This window comes from Streptomyces xantholiticus, from assembly GCF_014651015.1.
GTDB lineage: Bacteria > Actinomycetota > Actinomycetes > Streptomycetales > Streptomycetaceae > Streptomyces > Streptomyces xantholiticus.
On sequence record NZ_BMWB01000004.1, the window covers coordinates 285,603 to 306,022 of the forward strand.

The following is a 20,420-nucleotide window of genomic DNA, read 5'->3' on the forward strand; positions in this document are numbered from 1 at the left end:
TCGGTTTCTGCAGGGCCCCGGGTCGGGCGGAATTCAGCTTTTCGGCGCGTCCACCCTACTGCGCGGAGCGATCACGGTGCGCCCGCGCCGCCCCCGACGACCGCATCGCCACTGCCGCCGTTGTCCTGCGGGCCTTCCACGGGCGGCACCAAGGCGCCCAACTCCCCGGTGTCCCCGAGCCGCAGCAGGAACGGCCGGCTGCGGGTGTAGCGGATGGCGGTGACCGAGCACGGCTCGACGTGGATGCGCTGGAAGAGGTCGAGATGGAGGCCGAGGGCGTCCGCCACCAGTGACTTGATGATGTCGCCGTGGGAGCACAGCAGATAGGCGGCGCCCTCGCCGTGCTCCTGGTCGACGCGCGCGTTCCAGTCGCGGACGGCGTCGACGGCCCGTGCCTGCATGGCCCGCATCGACTCGCCGCCGGGGAAGACCACCGCGGACGGGTGCTGCTGGACGACCCCCATCATCGGCTCCTCCGCGAGCTCCCGCAGCTTGCGGCCCGACCAGTCGCCGTAGTGGCACTCCCCGATGCGTTCGTCGGTCTCCACGGTGAGCCCGGGCCGGGCCTCCAGCAGAGGCGCGAGGGTCTCGCGGCAGCGCTCCAGGGGGCTGGAGACGACCGCCGCGATCGGCACGGAGGCCAGTCTCGCGGGGAGCGCGGCCGCCTGTGCGGCGCCACGCTCGTCGAGGTGGACCCCCGGTGTCCAGCCGGCGAGCACCCCCTCGGTGTTGGCGGTGGAGCGTCCGTGGCGTACGAGGATCAGCGTGGCCATGGGGGCCAGCCTACGGTCACCGCATGTCCGGCGGGCCAAGGGTGTGCCGGGGCGGCGGTCAGGGAAGAATGCGCGCCGTGATCGTGGACTGCGCCATCTACCGCGACGGACGCCGCACCGAAGGCCCGTCGGACTTCTCCGATGCCCTTGACGAGGCACGGGCCGCCGGTGACGCGTTCCTTTGGATCGGGCTGCACGAGCCCACGGAGGACGAGTTCGAGCACGTCTCCGAGGAGTTCGCGCTGCACCCGCTGGCCGTGGAGGACGCGCTCAAGGCGCACCAGCGGCCCAAACTCGAGGTGTACGACGACTCACTGTTCGTCGTCCTCAAACCCGTGGTGTACGAGCCGAAGAGCGATTCGGTGACCACCGGCGAACTGATGGTCTTCATAGGCGACTCGTTCGTGGTGACGGTCCGGCACGGCGAGGGAGCACCGCTGCGTGCCGTCCGCGAGCGGCTGGAGGCCGAGCCTGCGGTCCTGCGCCACGGCCCCACGGCGGTGCTGTACGCGATCAGCGACGCCGTCGTCGACCACTACATCGAGGTCGCGGCCGAGCTCCAGGTGGACCTCGAGGAGATGGAGACGACGGTTTTCGAACCGGCCCGAAGGGATGCGAAGAACACGGCGGCGAGGATCTACACCTTCAAACGGCAGGTGCTCGAGTTCCGCCGGGCCGCCGGGCCGCTGGCGGCGCCGATGTCCCGGCTGGCGGGCGCGGGCGTGCCGTTCGTCCATGAGCAGGCACAGCCGTTCTTCCGCGACGTCAGCGACCATCTGACCAGGGCGAACGAGCAGGTGGAGGGTCTGGACCGGCTGCTGTCCGACATCCTCTCGGCCCACCTCGCACAGATGGGCGTGCGGCAGAACGACGACATGCGCAAGATCTCGGCATGGGCGGCCATGGCGGCCGTGCCGACGATGGTCGCGGGTGTCTACGGCATGAACTTCGAGCACATGCCGGAGCTGAGACAGGTGTGGGCGTATCCGGCGACCCTGCTGCTGATGGCGGGCGCGGTGTACGGGCTCTTCCGGCTCTTCAAGCGGCGCGGCTGGCTCTGAGCCCGCCGGGCAGCCGCTGGATCAGGGGCGCACCGCGGGGCCCGGGTGGAGACGGAGAACGAGAGGGGCCGGCGCCCGGGAAGGGCCGTGGGCCGCCGGCCGCGGGCGGGCGCCGGGAGCCGGTTCCCCCGTCACCACGTAGGCCACCGACGGCCCGGCCGCGAGCGGGCCCGGGTGATGCTGCCGTCGTGCCCGCCCGCCTGGCGCGAGGCGCTGCCGGTCCGGAAGGCGATGCGTGGCTTGGCCGGGCCATAGGGGGCGTCGCCCGACCCGGGCCGGGGGCCTGGTCACATCACAAGGCGGGTTCGGCGGTGACCGGACCGTCGAGGGCGCCGCGGCGTTCCGGAAGCTTCAGGTCGACCATGTGACGCCAGGCCCCGAGCCGTTCGTACCCGTACAGCGCGTGGATACCGGCGGCGAGAGCCGCGGACTTGGCCCTGGGCCAGTGCAGCAGCCGGCCCATGTGGGCCATGACGGCGAGGCTGACGTCCCGGTAGACCTGGATCTCGGCCAGCGCGCTCTCGCGCAGCACGCGCTGGATGGTGCGACCGTGTCCGGCGGCGGCGAGGCGGAGCAGTTCCTCGTGGCAGTAGGCCAGGTGGTTGGCCTCGTCGTCGCAGATCATCCGGACCGCCCTGCCGATCTCCGCGTGGTCGCCGAAGTACTTCACGAGCATGTCCATCTGGCCGGCCGCGCGCTCCTCGGTGACTCGGCTGTGCGAGAGGTAGACGACGATGTCGTGCTCCGTGAGCCGCTCGTCGCGGCGCAGCTTCTCATGGGTGAGACCGATGCCCCGGCGCTCCAGCAGCATGGTGTAGTCGGTCTCCGGCGGCACCGGGACCGGATCCAGATGCCGCTTCTTGAGGAGCGCGTCGAACAGGCGGCCGTGCTTCTCCTCGTCGGCACCGTGCCGGGTGATCTTCGGGGCGAGATCGCGCATGGACTCGGGGACGAGGGCGGCGATGCGGCCGTTCTCCCAGCCCCCCTGGGCCTCGCCGCTGGCGGCGATGGAGCAGAACAGCTGAAAGGAGTCGTCGTTGTCGATGATCTCCTGGAAGAGACTCCGGGCCGAGAGCATGTCTGCCACCTCCGTCGGATCTTCGGGACATCCGCAAAGAAAGAGTCAAATGCGACACAGTCACCCAGGCAACAGGTAAGTGGGACAAATCGACCGAATGGACGACACGGCGGTGACACAAGGCAGTAACCGCCACGGCCGTCGCGCGTTGTACCGCGTGACGGCCGTGGCGGGGAAGACCCCCGAGCCCCCACCACGGCCGCAGGCTTGCCCCAGGACAGGACTACGCGAGACCCGCGCGCTCCAGCGCCTCGGTGCCGGCGCGCAGCGCGGTGATCCGCTCGTCGAGCGTGAAGCCCGCGGGTGAGAGCGTCAGCGTGGTGACACCGGCCGCCGCGTAGGCCTGCATCCGGTCGGCGATCCGCTCCACCGGCCCGAGGAGCGCGGTCTGGTCGATGAGCTCGTGCGGCACCGCGGCCGCGGCCCCCGCCTTGTCGCCGCCGAGGTACTTGTCCTGGATCTCGGCGGCTTCCTTCTCGTAGCCCATGCGCTGCGCGAGCTGGTTGTAGAAGTTCTGCTTGCGGCTGCCCATGCCGCCGACGTACAGCGCGGTGTACGGCCGGAACATGTCGGCCAGACCGGCCACGTCGTCGCCGATCGCGAGCGGCAGGGTGGGGCAGACGTCAAAGCCTTCCATCGTCTTTCCGGCCTTCTCGCGGCCCGCACGGATGTGCTGCAGCGCGGTGTCCTCGATGTGGTCGGCGGACGGGAAGATCAGCAGGGCGCCGTCGGCGATCTCACCGGTCTGCTCGAGGTTCTTGGGGCCGATCGCCGCGATGTAGAGCGGGATGTGCTCTCGCTGCGGGTGGACCGTGAGCTTGATCGGCTTGCCCGGGCCGTCGGGCAGCGGCAGCGTCCAGTGCTCGCCCTCGTACGACAGGCGCTCGCGGGACATCGCCTTACGGACGATCTCGACGTACTCGCGGGTGCGGGCCAGGGGCTTGTCGAACTTGACGCCGTACCAGCCCTCGGAGACCTGCGGCCCGGAGACGCCGAGGCCGAGACGGAACCGGCCGCCGGAGAGCGAGTCCAGCGTGGCCGCGGTCATCGCCGTCATGGCGGGCTGGCGGGCCGGGATCTGCAGGATCGCGGAGCCGACGTCGATCCGCTCGGTCTGGGCGGCGACCCAGCTGAGCACGGTGGGGGCGTCGGAGCCGTACGCCTCCGCCGCCCAGCAGACGTCGTAGCCGAGCCTGTCGGCCTCCTGCGCGACGGCGAGGTTGTCGCCGTCCATGCCCGCGCCCCAGTAGCCGAGGTTGATGCCGAGCCGCATAAGCGCTCCCTCTTACTGATCAGTAAGTGCCTGTCCCGGGACTCTAGCGCGGGCGGGGGTGATCCGGCAGGGGCACGTTGTCCACAGGCTCTCTCAGGGTGGGCCCCTGGCCAGTAATCTCAGCGCCCATGGAGCAGAGGCATCTCGGCCGTACCGGCCTGCGCGTGTCCCGGATCGGACTCGGCACCCTCACATGGGGCCGGGACACCGACGAGCACGACGCCGCCGACCAGTTGAAGGTCTTCTGGGAAGCCGGCGGCACGCTGGTCGACACCGCCGACGTGTACGGCGGCGGGGAGGCCGAGTATCTGCTGGGACAGCTGGTCGAGCGGCTGGTGCCCCGCGCGGACCTGGTGATAGCCACGAAGGCCGGCAGCGTGCCGGACCCGGACCGTCGCTTCGACGGGTCGCGCGGCCATCTGCTCGCCGCGCTCGACGCCTCGCTGGCGCGGCTGGGCACGGACCACGTGGACCTGTGGCAGGTCCACGCCTTCGACCCCGACACACCGCTGGACGAGACGCTCCAGGCCCTGGACCTCGCGGTCAGCAGCGGACGGGCGCGGTACGCGGGCGTGTCGAACTTCTGCGGCTGGCAGTTGGCGAAGGCGGCGACCTGGCAGCTGGCTGCGCCAGGGGTGCGCACCCGGCTGGCGAGCACGCAGATGGAGTACTCGCTGCTGCAGCGGGGTGTGGAGCGGGAGGTACTGCCGGCGGCGCTCGACCTGGGGGTGGGGCTGCTGCCTTCGTCCCCGCTGGGGCGCGGGGTGCTCACGGGCAAGTACCGGAACGCCACTCCGTCCGACTCCCGGGGCGCTTCGGAACAGATGGCGCCGTTCGTGGAGCCGTACCTGGACGAAGCGGCGAGCAGCATCGTGGACGCGGTCGCGACAGCGGCGGACGGGCTGGCTGCGACATCGCTCGAAGTGGCGCTGGCGTGGGTCCGTGACCGGCCGGGCGTGGTGGCGCCGATCGTCGGCGCGCGCAATGCGCAGCAGCTCAGGGCGGCGTTGTCGGTGGAGGCGCTTAGTCTTCCTGACGAGATCCGCCGGGCGCTCGACGACGTGTCGGCGCCCGTGCACCGCTATCCCGACCAGGACTGGAGCACGCTGTGACTGCCCGTTCCCGGGGAACCTCCCCCGGCTCCCCCGACCCTTCCCCCTCCGCCGAAGGCGTCGCGGGCGCGGCCGACCACGGGTCGGCGGAGCCCGGCCACGCGGCGGGCACCGACGGGGCGGCGGGCGAGGAGGCGGGCACAGGCGCGGACCGTGCCGACGACGCTCCCGAGACTGCGGGCCACGCCGACGCGGCGGACGCCGACACCGGCGGCGACGACCGCACCCACCGGGAGGACGACGCACCGGAGCCGGCGGACCACCGCCACGGGGCGGACGCCGAGGACGTACCGGCAGGAGCCCACGATGCCCTCGAGCCGGCAGGCCGCCCCCATGCGGCGGGCGGGGCCGGCGAAGAGCGGCGCACCGACGCGGCGGGCACAGGCGCGGACCGTGCCGACGACGCTCCCGAGACTGCGGGCCACGCCGACGCGGCGGACGCCGACAGCGACGACCCCGCACGCGAGGGCGAGGGCGCCGGCGTCGACGCGGCCGCGGATTTGAGTGACGCGGAGGTGGAGATCGCCGCGCAGCAGGAGTTGCGGGCGCGGATCGAGCGGCGGAAGGCGGAGCGGGAGCAGCCCATCGACAGCGGGGCCAAGCTCAGCGGGAAGGCCGCCGATCTGCTCGCCGCCGTGCGGGCGGTGGAGAGCGGCGAGAAGGCGGGCGCCGCCTATTTCGGGTCGCCCGCACCCGAGCCGCGGCGCGCCGCTCCCGCCGCCCCGACCGGACGGCCGGTCCGGCGGCAGCCGGACGAGCCGGCTGCCGCCACCGTGGCCGCCGTGCGGAACCTGCTCGTGAAGGGCGGGGCACCCGAGGGCCTTGCGGGGCGGGCCGCCGAGGTCCTGGGCGAGGCGGCGGGCGACGTTCTCGCCGAGGATCCCTGGCGGCTGCTCGCCGTGCCGGGAGTCCGCCCGGAGCAGGCGGACGGGTTCGCCCGCGCGCTGCTCGGCGCCGACGCCGGGCCCGGCGACGAACGGCGGACGTCGGCGCTCGTCACCTGGCTGCTGGAGCGCGCCGCACTCCAGGGGCACACGGCGCTCGAGGCGCCGGCCGTCCGGGCCGCGCTCGCCGAGCGGTCGGTGCCCGATCCGGACGAGGCCGTCCAGCAGGCCGTCGCCGACGGCACCGTCCTGGTCTTCCAGGACGGTGTGGAGGAGGGCGACGACGACAGCGCCGTACCCGTCCTGCTCGGGCTCGACCGGTACGCGATGGCGGAGGAGAGCCTCGCGGACGGGCTGGCCAGGCTGGTGAGGACCGGCCCGGCCGACGCCTGGGAGGGGCCCGAACTCGTGCGGGTCGCTGGAGCGCACGGGCTGGTCGTGCACACCGGTGGCGAGGCCGCCCGGGCCGAGCCCGTCGCCCTCGCGAAGACCGCCCGCCGCCTCGGTCTGCGGGCCGTCGTGGCGGTGCACGCGGAGAACGGCGTGCGCCGGCTCGGGCCGGACGCGGGCGCGGTGACCGTCACCGCCCTGCTGGAAGGGACCGCGGGTCCCGGCCGCGACGAGGACGGCGCGTTCGCGCTGGACCTGCTGGTCGTGCTGGACGCACCGCAGCTGGACGTGGAGACCGCGGCGGCGCTGGTGGAGTCCATGCCTGACGGCGGCCGGCTGGTACTCGGCGGCGACCCAGGTGTCCTCGGCGGTGCGGGCGCGGGTCAGGTGTTCCAGGACGTCCTGATGGCCCGGGTGTGCCCGCAGATCGCGTCGCGTACGCCCGATCCCGGGCCGCTCGGCGAGCTGGTGTCGGGCGTCGGCGTCGGGGAGCTGAACCAGGTCGCCGCGCCGGGCAAGGAGGTCGTGATCGTCCCGGTCCGGGACGCCGGTGAGGCCGTGCACCGTACGGTCCAGCTGGTCGTCGACTCGATCCCGCGGGCCATCGGAGTGCCTCCCGAGCAGACCCAGGTGATCACAGTGGGCCACGGCGGCTCCGCCGGCACCCGCGAGCTCAACGCGGCGCTCAAGCAGCGCCTCAACCCCGGCGCCGGCCGCTTCGCCGGTTTCGACCCCGGCGACCGGGTCGCCCATGCCCAGGCCCCCGGCCGGACGGTCACGGGCACGGTCGTCTCCGCGGACGCGACCGGACTGCATCTGGACTGCGACGGTGTGAGGGCGGTCGTGCCGCGGGAGCGGGTCGAGTCGGTGCTGCGCCACGGCTGGGCCATGACCGCGCACCAGGCCGCGGGCATGCGGTGGCCGGCGGTGGTCGTCGTGCTCCCCGGAGACGCCTCGCAGGTCCTGAGCAGGCCGTGGGTGTACACGGCGTTCGGCCGCGCCGAGCGGCATCTGTCGGTGGTGCACGGAGTGGACGAGGCGCTGCCGCGGGCGGTGGCAGAGGTCCCCGGCCTCCGGCGCACCACACGGCTGCGTGCCCTGCTGGAAGCTCTGCTGGTCGAGTCCGCACCGCAGCCGCAAACGCAGGCACAGGCACGGCCCGAGCAGTCGCAGGCCCAGCAGTCGCAGTGAAAGGCCCGGCCGTGGACGACCGCGCAGGTCGTCCCGGGCCGGGTCCGGGACGGCACATGGGACCGGTCAGGACTCGTCGTCGAGGTCCGCCCGCTCCTCGCGCAGCTCGTCCTCGTCGAACACCGAGCTGACGTCGAACCGGCAGACGACCCGCTCCGGATCGGCCTGGTCGAAGGGGACGCTGAGCCACTCACCTGGCTCGGGCAGCTCGTCCGCGGCGGACACCCACAGCGTGGAGTCGCCCTCCTCAAGACCGAACTCCTTGTGGCGGGACGCGATTTCGTCCGGTTCGTATTCCCCGAAGAGGACGCCCAGCGCCGCGTGCACGCTCGCACCGACGACCGGCACGTTCGCCGCGCGCTCGTCCTCGTCGTCGTCCCGGTCGACGTCCGCGATGCGCTGCGCCTGGGCCAGCAGCCGCTGCGGCTCCACGACCGCATAGTCCCGGCGGATCAGCACGCTCAGCGCGTTCGGCTCCTCGGGACCCGCGTACGGCGGCAGCGAATCGTCCGCGCCGGGGATCTCGAAGGGGGTGACCTCGTCGTAACGGTCGTAGAGCCGCTCGTCGTACGCCTCCGCCGCCGCTGCGAGCGCGTTGAAGGCTTCGTAGACGGCCGGGTCGTCGTCTCCCGAGCGGTTCTCGACCGCCTCGAGGTGGCGGTCCAGTGCGGCTTTGACCGCCTCGGCGGCGGCACGTACCTCGGCAGCGGTGGGCTGCGCAGCATCAGACATAGTGCAGACGCTATCCGTACCGGGGCGCTGCCCGCACAATAGATGCGATGCCGGAATACGAATTTGTCGACGTGTACGTGCCGCGCGGGGTCTCCCGCAAGGAGGCGACCCGTCTGCTCACGGACCATGCAGAGTACGGACACTGGGAGTTGGACCGACTGACCTTGCACCGCGACGGCAGCCGCAGGGTGCGGCTGCGTCGGCGCATCATTCGCCAGGTGCGCGCCACCTGGTGATCAACACTGGTGATCAGGCTGATGATCAGGAGCAGGAACGAACGAAGGAGCGGGCCCCGCAGCTGCGGGACCCGCTCCTCGGCGTACGTCGGAGTCCGAGCCCGGCCCGGGCTGGAGCCCGGGCCGGGTCCGGCGCGCCCCTACAGGGCCGCGCGCGACCTCCGGTAGAGCACCGCTCCGGCGAGCAGCAGGCCCACCGCCGCCGGCGCCGCCACGTCGAGCGCGCCCATGCCGGTCTCGGCGAGCTGAGCGCCGCCAGCGGGCGTCACGATCCGCGTCCCGGGCGTGTTCGGCACGCTCGAGGTGCCGGGGGTTTCCGGCGTGGCCGGGGTCTCCGGCGTTGTCGGGGTCTCCGGCGTGGCCGGGGTTTCCGGCGTTGTCGGGGTCTCCGGCGTCTCCGGCGTACCGGGCTCCTCCGGCGTATTGGGCTCCTCCGGCGTATTGGGCTCCTCCGGCGTGTTGGGCTCCTCCGGCGTGTTGGGCTCCTCGCCGCCGGGCGGAGTGACGGCCGAGCCGGTCCCGCACTCGTTGCCGGTTGAGGGGTTGAGCAGCCCGACGACGTCGACGCTGTTGCCACAGACGTTGACCGGTACATCGATCGGCGCCTGGACGTTGTTGCCGGAGACGGCACCGGGTGAGTTGCTCGTGGTGCCCTCCGCGCTGGAGCCGCCGCTCGCCGCGCCCGATCCGGAGGCGATGGCGCAGCCGTTGCCGAACGTCGGGTTGAGCAGCCCGACGACGTCCACGGTGTTGCCGCAGACGTTCACCGGCATGTGCACCGGAGCCTGGACCGAGTTGCCGGACAGAATGCCCGGCGAGTTCGACGCTGCTCCGTTCGCCCCGGCGTCCGCCTGCGCGTAACCGCCGCCGAGGGCGAGTACGCCGCCCGCGGCTGCCACGGTGATCAGGCCTTTTCGCGTGACCTGTCTCATGTCTTGATGCCCTGCCTTCCAGCTTCACGAATACCCCTGGGCACATGCCGAGGGTTTGGAAGAAGCGGGCGGCTCCGGAGCGCATGGCGCGCACTCCGGAGCCGCCGGATTCACTGCCGGCCCGCTGCGGGCCTGGCCACAACGTCAGGCGTTGACGCAGGTGTTGCCGAAGGCGGGGTTCAGCAGGCCGATGATGTCGACCGTGCTGCCGCAGACGTTCGCGGGCACGTTCACCGGCGCCTGGACCAGGTTGCCCGACAGAACGCCGGGGGACTGCATGGCAGCACCCTGGGCGCCCGCGTCGGCCATGGCCATGCCCGCACCGGCGAGCAGCAGACCACCGGTGGCAGCTGCAGTCGCGACGACCTTCTGGATCATTGTTCCTCCTGTTGGCAAATGCGGTCCCAGCCGCGGACCGCATCACCTGTAACGAGGAGCAGCCACCGGGGCTACGAGCCGTCACCCCCATTCACTCTTTCAAGTCATGTACGCACGCGTTCGCGATTATCGGCGCGCCGTCCAAGCAACCCCGGGCCGGCCTCGGCGGCCCGTCTCAGCACTGGTCGATGAACCGGTCGAGGACCCGCACGCCGAACTTCAGGCCGTCCACCGGCACCCGCTCGTCCACTCCGTGGAACATCCCGGCGAAGTCCAGCTCCGGCGGCAGCTTGAGCGGTGCGAAGCCGAAGCAGCGGATGCCGAGATCGTCGAAGGACTTGGCGTCGGTGCCGCCGGAGAGCATGTACGGCACGGCCCTCGCGATGGGGTCCTCCGCCTTCAGCGCCACCTGCATCGCATCCACCAGCGCTCCGTCGAAGCTGGTCTCCAGCGCCTTGTCGCCGTGCACGTCCTCCCGCTTGACCCGAGGGCCGAGCAACCGGTCCAGCTCGGCGAGGAACTCCTCCTCGTACCCCGGCAGGAAACGCCCGTCCACGTGGGCGGTCGCCTGGCCGGGGATGACGTTCACCTTGTAGCCGGCGCCGAGCATCGTCGGGGCCGCCGAGTTGCGCAGGGTGGCGCCGACCATCTTGGCGATGCCGCCGAGCTTGGCGAGGGTCGCGTCCATGTCCTCGGGGTCGAGCGGCGTGCCGAGCGCGTCGGACAGCTCGTCGAGGAAGGACCGTACGGTCTTGGTGACCCTGACCGGCCAGGTGTGGCGGCCGAGGCGGCCGACGGCCTCGCAGAGCTCGGTGATGGCGTTGTCGTTGTTGGTCATCGAGCCGTGGCCCGCGGTGCCGTCCACGGTCAGGCGCATCCAGTGCATGCCCTTCTGGGCCGTCTCGACGAGGTAGAGGCGCAGGTTCTCGTTGACGGTGAAGGAGAAGCCGCCGACCTCGCCGACCGCCTCCGTGACGCCCTCGAACAGTCCGGGGTGCTTGTCGACCAGGTAGCGGGCGCCGTAGGTGCCGCCGGCCTCCTCGTCTGCGAGGAAGGCGAGGACGATGTCACGCGGGGGCTTGCGGCCGCTGCGCAGCCTGTCCCGTACGACCGCGAGGGTCATCGCGTCCATGTCCTTCATGTCGACCGCGCCGCGGCCCCAGACGCAGTCCTCCGCGATCTCACCGGAGAACGGGTGATGGTTCCAGTCGTCCGCGTTCGCGGGCACCACGTCGAGGTGGCCGTGGATGAGCAGCGCGGGCCGGGACGGGTCCTCGCCCTCCATACGGGCCACGGTGGAGGCGCGTCCCTTGTGGGACTCGAGGATCTGCGGCTCCAGGCCGACCTCGGCGAGCTTTTCCGCGACGTACTCGGCCGCGGCGCGCTCGCCCGGTCCGGAGTGGTCGCCGTAGTTGCTGGTGTCGATCCTGATCAGCTCACGGCAGAGATCGACGACCTCGTCCTCGCCCGTGACCGCCCGGGCCGTGTTCGACTCGCTCACGCTGATTCCTCCCGCTGTCGCTGCTGGGTCCGGCCTCATCCTCTCGCCATCGTGCCTCGCGTCCCAAGGGCGGCCGCAGGCCTTTGTCCGGCGGCCGGTGCATGCGGGGGTGTGATCGAGGGGGGTCGAATGTTTGCTATGGTTTTCCACGTCGGAACGGCCCAGGGCCGCACGACAGACACCTTGTCCGGGTGGCGGAATGGCAGACGCGCTAGCTTGAGGTGCTAGTGCCCTTTATCGGGCGTGGGGGTTCAAGTCCCCCCTCGGACACCAGCGAGATCCCCACGGAGCTTTCCGTGGGGATCTTCTGCATTCCTCGCTGGGGAGTCCGCGGATCAGCGCTGCCCCGGCCAGGGCCCCGGGCAGCGGGAGGTAGCAGACGCCCTGCCCCCAGGCCGAGGCAAACGCCGAGCCGGTGACCGCGCGGCGGATGCCGAGGCCGAGGCCCATCAGGAATCACGAACGACGGCATGCCGAGCAGGTCCTCGAACAGCCTCGGGAGCCAGACGGGCCGGTCGTGTCGCCGTCGCAAGGGCGGCGCGGGTGGCGAGGCGGGGCTGCGCGTGCACGACCGCGGGGATCACCAGGTCCTTCCCCCGACAGATCCGGAGGTTCTACCCTGCATTCGACCGTCCAGACGGTCGGTCGATGGATCAGTGCGACAGACGGGCGGGACAGTGCGCGATCGACTCCTCGACGCCGTGGAACGACTGCTGGCCAAGGGCGGTGCGGACGCGGTCCGGCTGGATGCCGTCGCCGCGGAGGCCGGCGTGAGCAAGGGGGGCCTGTTGCATCACTTCCCGAGCAAGCGCGCCTTGGTCGAGGGCGTGGTCCAGCGACTGATGGACCGGTTCGAGGCCGCACTGCCCGGCCCGGACGCCCCGGCCGGCGCGTACACCAAGGCCTACCTCGACGCCTCCATCCCACCCGTGGCTTCCGAGCCGGGCGGCGGGGACGGCCGCGACGAGGTGCCCGTAGCGCTGCTCGCCGCGGCCGGCGGGCCCGAGATCCTCGATGTCCTGCAGCGCCACTACCGGACCTGGCAGGAACGCCTGGAGGCGGACGGACTGCCGCCCGGCGTGAGCACCCTGGTGCGCATGGCGGTCGACGGCTGGTGGACGGCGCGCCTGCTCGGCCTCGCCCCGCCGCACGGTGTGGCACACGTCGAACTGCGCCGTCTCGTTGCGGACCTCGCCGCCACCGGGACCACCGGCACGGACCGCGCCGACGCGGACGCCACCGGCACGGATGTCACCGGCACCGGCACGGACGTCGCCGGCACGGAAACCGGCACCGGCACCGGCACCGACGGGGGATCGCGCTGATGGGCGCTCTGCTGGTCGCGGGAGCGATCGTCTCCGAAGTGATCGCGACCCTCTCGCTGCGCGCGTCGCACGGCCTGACCCGCCTCGGCCCCACCGCCTTGGTGGTCATCGGTTACGGCGCCGCCTTCCTGATGCTGGCGCAGGCGCTCAAGACGCTCGACGTCGGACCGGTGTACGCGATCTGGTCGGGCGTCGGCACGGTGGGCGCCTTCCTCGGTGGCGTCGTGCTCTTCGACGAACCGGTCAAGCCGGCGACGCTGATCGGGATCGCACTCGTCATCATCGGCGTCGTCGTGATGTATGCCGGCGGCGGGATGGAGCACTGATGGACCGGCAGCGGGGCTTTCGCCCCGGCCACGGCGGCGATGTTCGTGAGGGACCCGGCCTCCTCGCCCACCGGACGGCGTCGCTGCCGGTCCTCGTCCCCGCCCGGCACGCCTGCAAGGACTACGACGACCCGGTGACGAATGACTGGAACCACTCGTTCCTGCCCCTGGACGTGACCGCCGGTGCGACCGGGCTCGCCGCGCCGTTCCTGCTGCGCTGCGGTGCACCGGGCGTTTCGCGCGCCGTCGGGTCCCTCGGGCGTGCTGCTGATGCGGCAGGAGGCGGGGCGGCCGCCCCGGGCAGGGGTGGCGCCGTCCGGGCGGCTGCCGAGCCCGGCATACAGTCTCCACGGTGAGACGCAGAAACAGGGCTGCCCTGCCCGCCCCGCTCCCCCAGCGCGACGGCATCGACCCGGTGCGGCTGCGACTGCCCGAGGACCCGGACGGCCGCTGGCCCACCGTGCGGGACCATCTGCTGCACCGTTACGGCAGCGCGATCGGCGAGGCAGGGGTCGATGCGATGCTCCGCGAGGGGCGCTTCGTCGGCAGGGACGGGGCGGTGACCTGGGACGAGGCGTACACGGCGGGGCGCGATCTGTGGTTCCACCGCGACTTCCCGGCGGAGGAACGGGTGCCGTTCGAGATCGGGATCGTGCATCGCGACGACCACGTGGTGATCGCCGACAAACCGCACTTCCTCGCCACCATGCCGCGCGGCAGCCATGTGAAGGAGACGGCGCTCGCCCGGCTGCGCCGCGATCTGGAGCTGCCCGCGCTGCAGCCGGCCCACCGGCTGGACCGGCTCACGGCCGGTCTGGTCCTGTTCGTCGTGCGCCCCGGGGACCGGGGCGCGTACCAGACGATGTTCCGTGACCGGCGGGTGCGCAAGGAGTACGAGGCCCTGGCTCCGTACGACCCGGCGGTGGCCCTGCCGCGGACCGTGCGCAGCCGGATCGTGAAGGAGCGCGGGGTGCTCGCGGCCAGGGAGGAGCCGGGTGAGCCCAACAGCGAGAGCCGGATCGAACTCCTGGAGCAGCGGGGCGGGGTCGGCCGGTACCGGCTGCTGCCGGCCACCGGCCGCACCCATCAGCTGCGGGTCCACATGAACAGCCTGGGACTGCCGATCCTGGGTGACCCGCTGTTCCCTCTCGTGCTGCCCGAGGCGCCGGAGGACTTCTCGAAGCCGCTGCAACTCCTCGCGAACATCCTGGAGTTCAGTGATCCCGTCACCGGGCGGCCATGCCGGTTCGAGAGCCGGTTGCGGCTGGCTCAGTGGCCCCGGTCCACCCATTCCTGAAGGTGCGGCGCCTCGGTGCCGACGGTGGTGGTGTCGCCGTGGCCGGTTCGGACCACGGTCTCGGGCGGCAGGGTGAGCAGCCGGTCGCGGATCGAGTCGATGATCGTCGGGAAGTGGGAGAACGACCGGCCGGTGGCCCCCGGTCCGCCCTGGAAGAGCGTGTCTCCGGTGAAGACGGTGCCGAGCTCGGGCGCGTGGAGGCACACGGCACCCGGAGCGTGACCCGGCGTGTGGAGCACGGTCAGGGACGTGCCGGCGACGGTGATCGTGTCCCCGTCGGCGAGTTCGCCGTCGGGGGCGCGCTCCGGGTGGGTCTGCTTCCACAGCGGCAGGTCGTCCGGGTGCAGCAGGATCGGCGCGCCGGTGGCCGCGGCGAGCGCCGGGGCCGCGTCGATGTGGTCGTTGTGCGCGTGCGTACAGACGACGGCGCGCAGGCTGCGGCCGGCGAGCGCGGCGAGGATCGCGTCCGCGTCGTGGGAGGCGTCGATGACGATTGCCTCCCGGTCGTCACCGACGATCCATACGTTGTTGTCCACGTCCCAGGTGCCGCCGTCGAGCGAGAACGTGCCGGAGGTGACCAGGTGGTCGACACGAGCCGCCATCACAGCATCACGACCGAACGCAGGACGTCACCCTCGTGCATGCGGGCGAACGCCTTCTCCACGTCGCCGAGGCCGATGGTCTCGGTGACGAACGCCCCGAGGTCGATCCGGCCCTGCTGGTGCAGGTCGATCAGCATCGGGAAGTCGCGGGAGGGCAGACAGTCGCCGTACCAGGACGACTTGAGCGCCCCGCCTCTCCCGAAGACGTCCAGGAGGGGCAGCTCGAGCTTCATGTCGGGGGTGGGCACGCCGACGAGGACGACGGTGCCGGCCAGGTCACGGGCGTAGAAGGCCTGTTCGTACGTCTCGGGGCGGCCGACCGCCTCGATGACGACATCGGCGCCGAAGCCGCCTGTGAACTCGCGGATCGTCTCGACGGGGTCCGAGGTACGGGAGTTGACGGTGTGGGTGGCGCCCATCTTCCTCGCCGTCTCGAGTTTGCGGTCGTCGATGTCGACGGCGATGATCCTCGCCGCTCCCGCGAGGTGGGCGCCGACGACGGCCGCGTTTCCGACTCCGCCGCAGCCGATGACGGCCACCGAGTCGCCGCGGCCGACCTGGCCGGTGTTGATCGCGGCGCCGATGCCGGCCATCACCCCGCAGCCGAGCAGGCCCGCCACGGCCGGGGAGACGGCCGGATCGACCTTGGTGCACTGGCCCGCGGCGACCAGGGTCTTCTCGGCGAAGGCGCCGATGCCGAGAGCGGGTGACAGTGCGGTGCCCGAGTCCGCGAGCGTCATCTTCTGCCGGGCGTTGTGGGTGTCGAAGCAGTACCAGGGCCGGCCGCGCAGACACGCCCGGCACCGACCGCACACGGCACGCCAGTTGAGGATCACGAAATCCCCTGGTTCGACGTCGGTGACGCCGTTGCCGACCGCCTCGACGACGCCCGCGGCCTCATGCCCCAGGAGGAACGGGAAGTCGTCGTTGATGCCGCCCTGCTTGTAGTGCAGATCGGTGTGGCAGACCCCGCAGGCCTGCACCTCGACGACGGCCTCCCCCGGGCCCGGGTCCGGGATCGTGATCGTCTCCACCCGTACCGGCTCGTTCTTTCCCGGTGCGATCACACCCTGCACCTGCTGCGGCATCGCAGTACCTGCCCTTCCTCGCGCAGTGGACGTCGCCCCCCACTATGGCCCGTGGGTGCCGGGCACGGCGAAGCCCCCGCGGGGGCTTCGCCGAGAAGGTGTCAGAGCTCCTTGGGTGCGGCGGCCGTCGCGGCCACCCGCTTGCGGACGAGGAACCAGCCGCCGACGAGCGCGGCGGCGATCAGCGGCAGGCAGTTGACGGTGGTACGGGAAATGCCTTCGTCCAGCCACATCAGAACGATGACGGAGGCGAGGAAGGCCAGCGTGACGAGCTGTGTGTACGGGGCCCAGGGCAGCTGGTACGCCGGGCGCGTGACGCGGCCGTCCTTGGAGCGGTGCCAGAACAGCAGCGAACACACCATGATCATCGCCCAGGTGCCGATGATGCCGATGGAGGCGAAGTTGAGCACCAGCTCGAAGGCGTCGCCCGGCATGACGTAGTTGAGGAGGACCCCGAGGACACCGAAGGCGGCGGTGAGGAGGATGCCGCCGTAGGGCACGCCGCCCTTGTTCATCACGCCGGTGAACTTGGGCGCGGAGCCGGACATGGACATCGAGCGCAGGATGCGGCCGGTCGAGTAGAGGCCGGAGTTGAGGCTGGAGAGGGCGGCGGTGAGGACGACGAGGTTCATCACGCCGGCCGCGCCCGGGATGCCGAGCCTGTCGAAGACGGTGACGAAGGGGCTCTGGTCGCCGGAGTACGCGGTGTACGGGAGCAGCAGCGCCAGCAGGACGACGGAGCCGACGTAGAACAGACCCACGCGCCACATGATCGAGTTGATCGCGCGCGGCATGATCTTCTCGGGGTTCTCGGTCTCACCGGCGGCGACACCGCACAGCTCGACGGAGGCGTAGGCGAAGACGACGCCCTGGATGAGCAGCAGCATCGGCATGAAGCCGGCCGGGAAGATGCCACCGTTGTCGCCGATGGTGGCGAGGCCCGGGGTGTGGCCGCCGATGTCGTGGGAGGTGACGACCAGGAAGACACCGATGAGCATGAAGACGACGAGCGCCGCGACCTTGATGATCGCGAACCAGAACTCCATCTCGCCGAAGTACTTCACCGAGATGAGGTTGGCGGTGAGGACCACGGCGAGCGCTATGAGGGCGAGCACCCACTGGGGGATGTCGCTGAACATGGCCCAGAAGTGCGCGTACGTCGCGGCCGCGGTGATGTCGGCGATGGCGGTCGTCGACCAGTTGAGGAAGTACAGCCAGCCCGCCGTGTAGGCGCCCTTCTCGCCCATGAACTCACGGGCGTACGAGACGAAGGCGCCGGAGGAGGGCCGGTAGAGCACGAGCTCGCCGAGCGCACGCACGACGAAGAAGGCGAAGACGCCGCAGACGGCGTAGGCGATGAAGAGGGACGGACCGGCGCCCGCCATGCGGCCACCGGCGCCCAGGAACAGGCCGGTGCCGATGGCGCCGCCGATGGCGATCATGTTGATGTGCCGCGACTTGAGGTCCTTGCGGTACCCGGCGTCTCCGGCGTCCACGTGGGGGGAACCCGTCGCGTTGGCGACAGGCGTTTCGGCCGCAGCCATGGTGCGGTCACTCATTGAGGTTGTTCGCCTTCGTGAGGGGGTGTGCGGTACCCGGCCTGCGCCGGTGCCTTCCCAGGGGTGAAGGGAAGGGGACGCCTTGACCTGGCTTCGGGGCCTGGATGCCCTGGGGCTCATGGAGGGCCCGAGGGTTTATGGTCAGGGCAACCCTGGGATTTTGGCAGTGGCGCACCTCACTCAGGTACATATCTGAGGTATTTCAGAGGTTTCGACAAGGCGATGCAAGGGTGTCATGCATTTCAAGGAGCCAGGATGTCGAGCCCCTGGAGAGCACCGAAGACAATTTCCCGGGTGAGCCGCTCCGCCCGGGCGGCGTCGCCTTCGCGAACGGCCTCGGCAACCTGCACCTGCAGCGTCACCGCCGCCGGGTCGGGGTCGTCCAATGGGTTTCAGTAGCGCGACGGACCGATGTCGAAGGTCGAGGAAGACAGCGAGGCATGTCATGAGCACCCCCCACGTCGTCGTGGTGATGGGCGTCGCAGGGACCGGCAAGACCACGATCGGCCCCCTGCTCGCCGCCGCCCTGGACGTCCCCTACGCCGAGGGCGACGACTTCCATCCCCCGGCGAACATCGCCAAGATGTCGGCCGGCACCCCGCTGGACGACGCGGACCGCAGGCCGTGGCTCGACGCCATCGGCAGGTGGGCCCACGGCAGGGCGGGGCTCGGCGGAGTGGTCTCCAGCTCCGCGCTCAAGCGTGAGTACCGCGACCGGCTGCGTTCTGCAGCGCCCGACGTCGTGTTCCTCCACCTCACCGGCAGCCGCGAGCTCATCGAGCAGCGGATGACGGAACGCAAGGGGCACTTCATGCCCACCGCGCTGCTGGACTCCCAGTTCGCCACCCTCCAGCCGCTGGAGGACGACGAGGCGGGCGTCGCCGTCGATGTCTCCGGCACTCCCGAAGAGATCACCGAACGGGCTCTCGCCCCGCTGCGCGGGCTCGACCAGTAAGGAATCACCGTGACCAGTCTCGGCGTCGAGATGCTGGCAGCGGACACCGTCGAACCGAACACCTCGGCGGGCAACGCACAGCCGGGCATCGCCGTCCTCTCATCGTCGGCGCCGACGGCGGCTTCAAGCAGACACTGATCGACATCGGTGTCGGCCGGATGATCCTGGACTTCTCCAAGAACTGCACCGTCCCGACGCTGCTGCTCGTCTGGCTGATCGCCGTCGCGATCCGGCCGGCGACCGGCTCCGCCACCGTCGCCACGATCTCCGCCGCCGGACTGGTCGCCCCGCTCGCGGCCGACATGTCGACCACCCACGCCGCACTTGTGGTCCTCGCCGGCAGGTCCCTCGCAGGCCGGCCTCACTCGTCCGCCGGCCACCTCGGGTGGTGGTCACGCGACCACTGGCGCTCGACCCATCCGGTGCGCATGCCACGGCGTGCCTCCGGGTCGGCGAGCGCCATCGCGATGTGCCCGGCTACGACGATCCCGACCCCGAGCGACAGCCAGTCGTGGACGAACGTCGCGCTCGTGCGCCACACGAGGGGCGTGAGCCCGGTGAACCACATCAGCAGCCCGGTGCCGAGCATGACCAGCGTCGCGCCGGCGATCCAGGCGGCGTAGATCTTCTGGCCGGCGTTGAACTTGCCCGCCGGGCGCGCCTGCGGGCCGTGTTCGCGGCGGCGTACGGCCCGCAGCCACCGGCTGTCGTACGGCGCGAAGCGGTTCAGTCGGCGCAGGTCCGCGCGGAACGCACGGGAGGCCAGGCCGAGCAGGAACGGCACGGGCAGCAGCAGGCCCGACCACTGGTGGACGGTGACCACGAGGTGGCGGCGGCCGACGAGCTCGGCGAGCTGGGGCACGTAGAGCGCGGCGGCAGTCGCGATGCAGAGCAGCATCAGCGCGGCGGTGGTGCGGTGCACCCAGCGCTCGGCGCGGCTGAATCTCCGTACGCGCATGGGCTCTTCAGACCGTGGGGGTGTCGGTGCGGCCGTTGGACCGGCCGACCCAGGCGTCGACGTCATAGCCCCGCTCCTCCCAGTAGCCGGGCCGGACGGCTTCGGTGACCGTGATCCCCGAGAGCCATTTCGCCGACTTGTAGAAGTACATCGGCGCGACGTAGAGGCGGACCGGGCCGCCGTGCGAGTGGCTGACCGGCTTGTCCTGCATCCGCAGCGCGACGAGGACGTCGTCACGGCGGGCCTGGGTGAGGGTCAGGCTCTCGCTGTACGTGCCGTCGAAGCAGGTGAACCGGATGGCGCGCGCCTGTGGCCGAACGCCGGCGGCGTCCAGCAGATGCGAGAGCTTCACCCCCTCGAAGGGCGTGTCCGGTACCCGCCACCCGGTGACGCACTGCACGTCCCGCACGACGCGGGTCTGCGGGAGCGAGCGGAGGTCGGCCAGGGTGTATGCGGCCGGGTGCCGGACCAGGCCGTCGACGGTCAGGCGGTAGTTCTCGGCGGTCCTGCGGGGCACGGAGGAGGCGACGGAGTAGTAACGGAAGCCGCCACCGTTGGGAAGCAGGCCCGTGAGCCCGGTCGGGTCCTTGTCCGCGGCCGACCCGAGGAAGCTCTCCAGGCCGCGCTGCAGATACGGCGCAAAGGCGACGCCGGCGGCGCCGAGGCCGAGCATGCCGAGGACGAGGCGGCGGCCCACGGGCGCGCCCTCTCCCTCGGTGCCGGGATGTTGTGTGGTCACGCTTCGATTCGAGCACCTGGCCGCCGGAGG

22 protein-coding genes, 1 tRNA gene and 2 pseudogenes are annotated in these 20,420 nt (G+C 71.5%); 12 read left to right on the forward strand and 13 right to left on the reverse strand.

Annotated features, from left to right (window positions below; genetic code table 11):
- Positions 1–71: 71 nt before the first annotated feature.
- Complete coding sequence (locus IE198_RS09895; protein WP_189884857.1) at positions 72–773, reverse strand: histidine phosphatase family protein; 702 nt, start codon at positions 771–773, stop codon at positions 72–74.
- Between the two features lie 68 nt (positions 774–841).
- On the opposite strand from IE198_RS09895, the gene corA reads away from it, so the two are divergent.
- The gene (corA, locus tag IE198_RS09900) at positions 842–1,834 is read left to right on the forward strand and encodes a magnesium/cobalt transporter CorA (RefSeq protein ID WP_189885109.1); all 993 of its coding nucleotides are present in this window, start codon (positions 842–844) and stop codon (positions 1,832–1,834) included.
- A gap of 292 nt (positions 1,835–2,126) precedes the next feature.
- On the opposite strand, the gene IE198_RS09905 is transcribed toward corA, so the two are convergent.
- Both IE198_RS09905 and IE198_RS09910 read right to left on the reverse strand, forming a co-directional pair.
- On the reverse strand, positions 2,127–2,912 hold the full coding sequence (locus IE198_RS09905) for a ferritin-like domain-containing protein (RefSeq protein ID WP_189884858.1): 786 nt from the start codon (positions 2,910–2,912) through the stop codon (positions 2,127–2,129).
- Between the two features lie 223 nt (positions 2,913–3,135).
- Positions 3,136–4,185: an LLM class F420-dependent oxidoreductase gene (locus IE198_RS09910; protein WP_189884861.1), complete on the reverse strand. Its 1,050-nt coding sequence runs from the start codon at positions 4,183–4,185 to the stop codon at positions 3,136–3,138.
- Positions 4,186–4,313: 128 nt separating this feature from the next.
- On the opposite strand from IE198_RS09910, the gene IE198_RS09915 reads away from it, so the two are divergent.
- Positions 4,314–5,297 carry an aldo/keto reductase gene (locus IE198_RS09915; protein WP_189884863.1) on the forward strand — a complete coding sequence of 328 codons (984 nt, stop codon included), beginning with the start codon at positions 4,314–4,316 and terminating at the stop codon, positions 5,295–5,297.
- Complete coding sequence (locus IE198_RS09920; RefSeq protein WP_189884865.1) at positions 5,294–7,762, forward strand: helix-hairpin-helix domain-containing protein; 2,469 nt, start codon at positions 5,294–5,296, stop codon at positions 7,760–7,762. Before IE198_RS09915 ends, IE198_RS09920 begins: the two co-directional genes overlap by 4 nt.
- A gap of 66 nt (positions 7,763–7,828) precedes the next feature.
- Here the strand turns inward: IE198_RS09920 and IE198_RS09925 are convergent, their stop codons facing one another.
- Complete coding sequence (locus IE198_RS09925) at positions 7,829–8,494, reverse strand: hypothetical protein (RefSeq protein ID WP_189884866.1); 666 nt, start codon at positions 8,492–8,494, stop codon at positions 7,829–7,831.
- Between the two features lie 47 nt (positions 8,495–8,541).
- On the opposite strand from IE198_RS09925, the gene IE198_RS09930 reads away from it, so the two are divergent.
- A complete protein-coding gene (locus tag IE198_RS09930) occupies positions 8,542–8,730 on the forward strand; it encodes a DUF5703 family protein (protein ID WP_100106356.1) in 189 nt (62 codons plus the stop codon).
- A gap of 140 nt (positions 8,731–8,870) precedes the next feature.
- On the opposite strand, the gene IE198_RS09935 is transcribed toward IE198_RS09930, so the two are convergent.
- The 3 genes from IE198_RS09935 to IE198_RS09945 form a co-directional block, all read right to left on the reverse strand.
- Entirely contained in the window at positions 8,871–9,662 is a 792-nt protein-coding gene (locus tag IE198_RS09935; protein ID WP_189884868.1) for a chaplin, read from the reverse strand.
- Positions 9,663–9,806: 144 nt separating this feature from the next.
- The gene (locus IE198_RS09940; protein WP_189884870.1) at positions 9,807–10,040 is read right to left on the reverse strand and encodes a chaplin; all 234 of its coding nucleotides are present in this window, start codon (positions 10,038–10,040) and stop codon (positions 9,807–9,809) included.
- A gap of 175 nt (positions 10,041–10,215) precedes the next feature.
- A complete protein-coding gene (locus IE198_RS09945; protein ID WP_189884872.1) occupies positions 10,216–11,541 on the reverse strand; it encodes a M20/M25/M40 family metallo-hydrolase in 1,326 nt (441 codons plus the stop codon).
- A gap of 185 nt (positions 11,542–11,726) precedes the next feature.
- Here IE198_RS09945 and IE198_RS09950 point away from each other — a divergent pair.
- The 5 genes from IE198_RS09950 (at position 11,727) to IE198_RS09970 (ending at position 14,489) form a co-directional block, all read left to right on the forward strand.
- Positions 11,727–11,814, forward strand: a tRNA-Leu gene (locus tag IE198_RS09950).
- A gap of 404 nt (positions 11,815–12,218) precedes the next feature.
- Complete coding sequence (locus IE198_RS09955) at positions 12,219–12,866, forward strand: TetR/AcrR family transcriptional regulator (RefSeq protein WP_229833809.1); 648 nt, start codon at positions 12,219–12,221, stop codon at positions 12,864–12,866.
- Positions 12,866–13,192 carry a DMT family transporter gene (locus IE198_RS09960; protein WP_189884874.1) on the forward strand — a complete coding sequence of 109 codons (327 nt, stop codon included), beginning with the start codon at positions 12,866–12,868 and terminating at the stop codon, positions 13,190–13,192. Before IE198_RS09955 ends, IE198_RS09960 begins: the two co-directional genes overlap by 1 nt.
- The gene (locus IE198_RS09965; protein WP_189884876.1) at positions 13,192–13,548 is read left to right on the forward strand and encodes a DUF5360 family protein; all 357 of its coding nucleotides are present in this window, start codon (positions 13,192–13,194) and stop codon (positions 13,546–13,548) included. Before IE198_RS09960 ends, IE198_RS09965 begins: the two co-directional genes overlap by 1 nt.
- Positions 13,545–14,489 (forward strand): RluA family pseudouridine synthase, encoded by a 945-nt coding sequence (locus tag IE198_RS09970; protein ID WP_189884878.1) that lies wholly within the window; start codon positions 13,545–13,547, stop codon positions 14,487–14,489. Before IE198_RS09965 ends, IE198_RS09970 begins: the two co-directional genes overlap by 4 nt.
- On the opposite strand, the gene IE198_RS09975 is transcribed toward IE198_RS09970, so the two are convergent.
- The 4 genes and pseudogenes from IE198_RS09975 to IE198_RS09990 all read right to left on the reverse strand — a co-directional run.
- On the reverse strand, positions 14,462–15,091 hold the full coding sequence (locus IE198_RS09975) for an MBL fold metallo-hydrolase (protein WP_189884880.1): 630 nt from the start codon (positions 15,089–15,091) through the stop codon (positions 14,462–14,464). The genes IE198_RS09970 and IE198_RS09975 overlap by 28 nt on opposite strands.
- Complete coding sequence (locus IE198_RS09980; RefSeq protein ID WP_189884882.1) at positions 15,091–16,179, reverse strand: S-(hydroxymethyl)mycothiol dehydrogenase; 1,089 nt, start codon at positions 16,177–16,179, stop codon at positions 15,091–15,093. Before IE198_RS09980 ends, IE198_RS09975 begins: the two co-directional genes overlap by 1 nt.
- Positions 16,180–16,280: 101 nt before the next feature.
- Positions 16,281–17,738 (reverse strand): amino acid permease, encoded by a 1,458-nt coding sequence (locus tag IE198_RS09985; RefSeq protein WP_189884884.1) that lies wholly within the window; start codon positions 17,736–17,738, stop codon positions 16,281–16,283.
- A gap of 242 nt (positions 17,739–17,980) precedes the next feature.
- Positions 17,981–18,121, reverse strand: a pseudogene (locus tag IE198_RS09990) (GntR family transcriptional regulator); the annotation flags it as partial.
- Positions 18,122–18,183: 62 nt separating this feature from the next.
- Between IE198_RS09990 and IE198_RS09995 the strand changes: the two are divergent.
- From IE198_RS09995 to IE198_RS10000, 3 genes and pseudogenes are all read left to right on the forward strand, one after another.
- Entirely contained in the window at positions 18,184–18,693 is a 510-nt protein-coding gene (locus IE198_RS09995; RefSeq protein ID WP_189884885.1) for a gluconokinase, read from the forward strand.
- Positions 18,694–18,702: 9 nt separating this feature from the next.
- Positions 18,703–18,831 carry a hypothetical protein gene (locus IE198_RS36085; RefSeq protein ID WP_268246466.1) on the forward strand — a complete coding sequence of 43 codons (129 nt, stop codon included), beginning with the start codon at positions 18,703–18,705 and terminating at the stop codon, positions 18,829–18,831.
- Positions 18,792–19,031, forward strand: a pseudogene (locus IE198_RS10000) (GntT/GntP/DsdX family permease); the annotation flags it as partial. The gene IE198_RS36085 and the pseudogene IE198_RS10000, both read left to right, overlap by 40 nt.
- 23 nt (positions 19,032–19,054) lie before the next feature.
- On the opposite strand, the gene IE198_RS10005 reads toward IE198_RS10000, so the two are convergent.
- Both IE198_RS10005 and IE198_RS10010 read right to left on the reverse strand, forming a co-directional pair.
- Positions 19,055–19,717 (reverse strand): cytochrome b/b6 domain-containing protein, encoded by a 663-nt coding sequence (locus tag IE198_RS10005; RefSeq protein WP_189884887.1) that lies wholly within the window; start codon positions 19,715–19,717, stop codon positions 19,055–19,057.
- Complete coding sequence (locus IE198_RS10010; protein ID WP_229833824.1) at positions 19,659–20,324, reverse strand: molybdopterin-dependent oxidoreductase; 666 nt, start codon at positions 20,322–20,324, stop codon at positions 19,659–19,661. Before IE198_RS10010 ends, IE198_RS10005 begins: the two co-directional genes overlap by 59 nt.
- Between the last annotated feature and the right edge of the window lie 96 nt (positions 20,325–20,420).

Coding starts and splice junctions, on each gene's coding strand:
- IE198_RS09895 (WP_189884857.1), bottom strand. CDS start 773: ATGGCCACGCTGATCCTCGTACGCCACGGACGCTCCACCGCCAACACC.
- corA (WP_189885109.1), top strand. CDS start 842: ATGCGCGCCGTGATCGTGGACTGCGCCATCTACCGCGACGGACGCCGC.
- IE198_RS09905 (WP_189884858.1), bottom strand. CDS start 2,912: ATGCTCTCGGCCCGGAGTCTCTTCCAGGAGATCATCGACAACGACGAC.
- IE198_RS09910 (WP_189884861.1), bottom strand. CDS start 4,185: ATGCGGCTCGGCATCAACCTCGGCTACTGGGGCGCGGGCATGGACGGC.
- IE198_RS09915 (WP_189884863.1), top strand. CDS start 4,314: ATGGAGCAGAGGCATCTCGGCCGTACCGGCCTGCGCGTGTCCCGGATC.
- IE198_RS09925 (WP_189884866.1), bottom strand. CDS start 8,494: ATGTCTGATGCTGCGCAGCCCACCGCTGCCGAGGTACGTGCCGCCGCC.
- IE198_RS09930 (WP_100106356.1), top strand. CDS start 8,542: ATGCCGGAATACGAATTTGTCGACGTGTACGTGCCGCGCGGGGTCTCC.
- IE198_RS09935 (WP_189884868.1), bottom strand. CDS start 9,662: ATGAGACAGGTCACGCGAAAAGGCCTGATCACCGTGGCAGCCGCGGGC.
- IE198_RS09940 (WP_189884870.1), bottom strand. CDS start 10,040: ATGATCCAGAAGGTCGTCGCGACTGCAGCTGCCACCGGTGGTCTGCTG.
- IE198_RS09960 (WP_189884874.1), top strand. CDS start 12,866: ATGGGCGCTCTGCTGGTCGCGGGAGCGATCGTCTCCGAAGTGATCGCG.
- IE198_RS09965 (WP_189884876.1), top strand. CDS start 13,192: ATGGACCGGCAGCGGGGCTTTCGCCCCGGCCACGGCGGCGATGTTCGT.
- IE198_RS09975 (WP_189884880.1), bottom strand. CDS start 15,091: ATGGCGGCTCGTGTCGACCACCTGGTCACCTCCGGCACGTTCTCGCTC.
- IE198_RS09980 (WP_189884882.1), bottom strand. CDS start 16,179: ATGCCGCAGCAGGTGCAGGGTGTGATCGCACCGGGAAAGAACGAGCCG.
- IE198_RS09985 (WP_189884884.1), bottom strand. CDS start 17,738: ATGAGTGACCGCACCATGGCTGCGGCCGAAACGCCTGTCGCCAACGCG.
- IE198_RS09995 (WP_189884885.1), top strand. CDS start 18,184: ATGAGCACCCCCCACGTCGTCGTGGTGATGGGCGTCGCAGGGACCGGC.
- IE198_RS10005 (WP_189884887.1), bottom strand. CDS start 19,717: ATGACGTCGACGCCTGGGTCGGCCGGTCCAACGGCCGCACCGACACCC.
- IE198_RS10010 (WP_229833824.1), bottom strand. CDS start 20,324: ATGCTCGGCCTCGGCGCCGCCGGCGTCGCCTTTGCGCCGTATCTGCAG.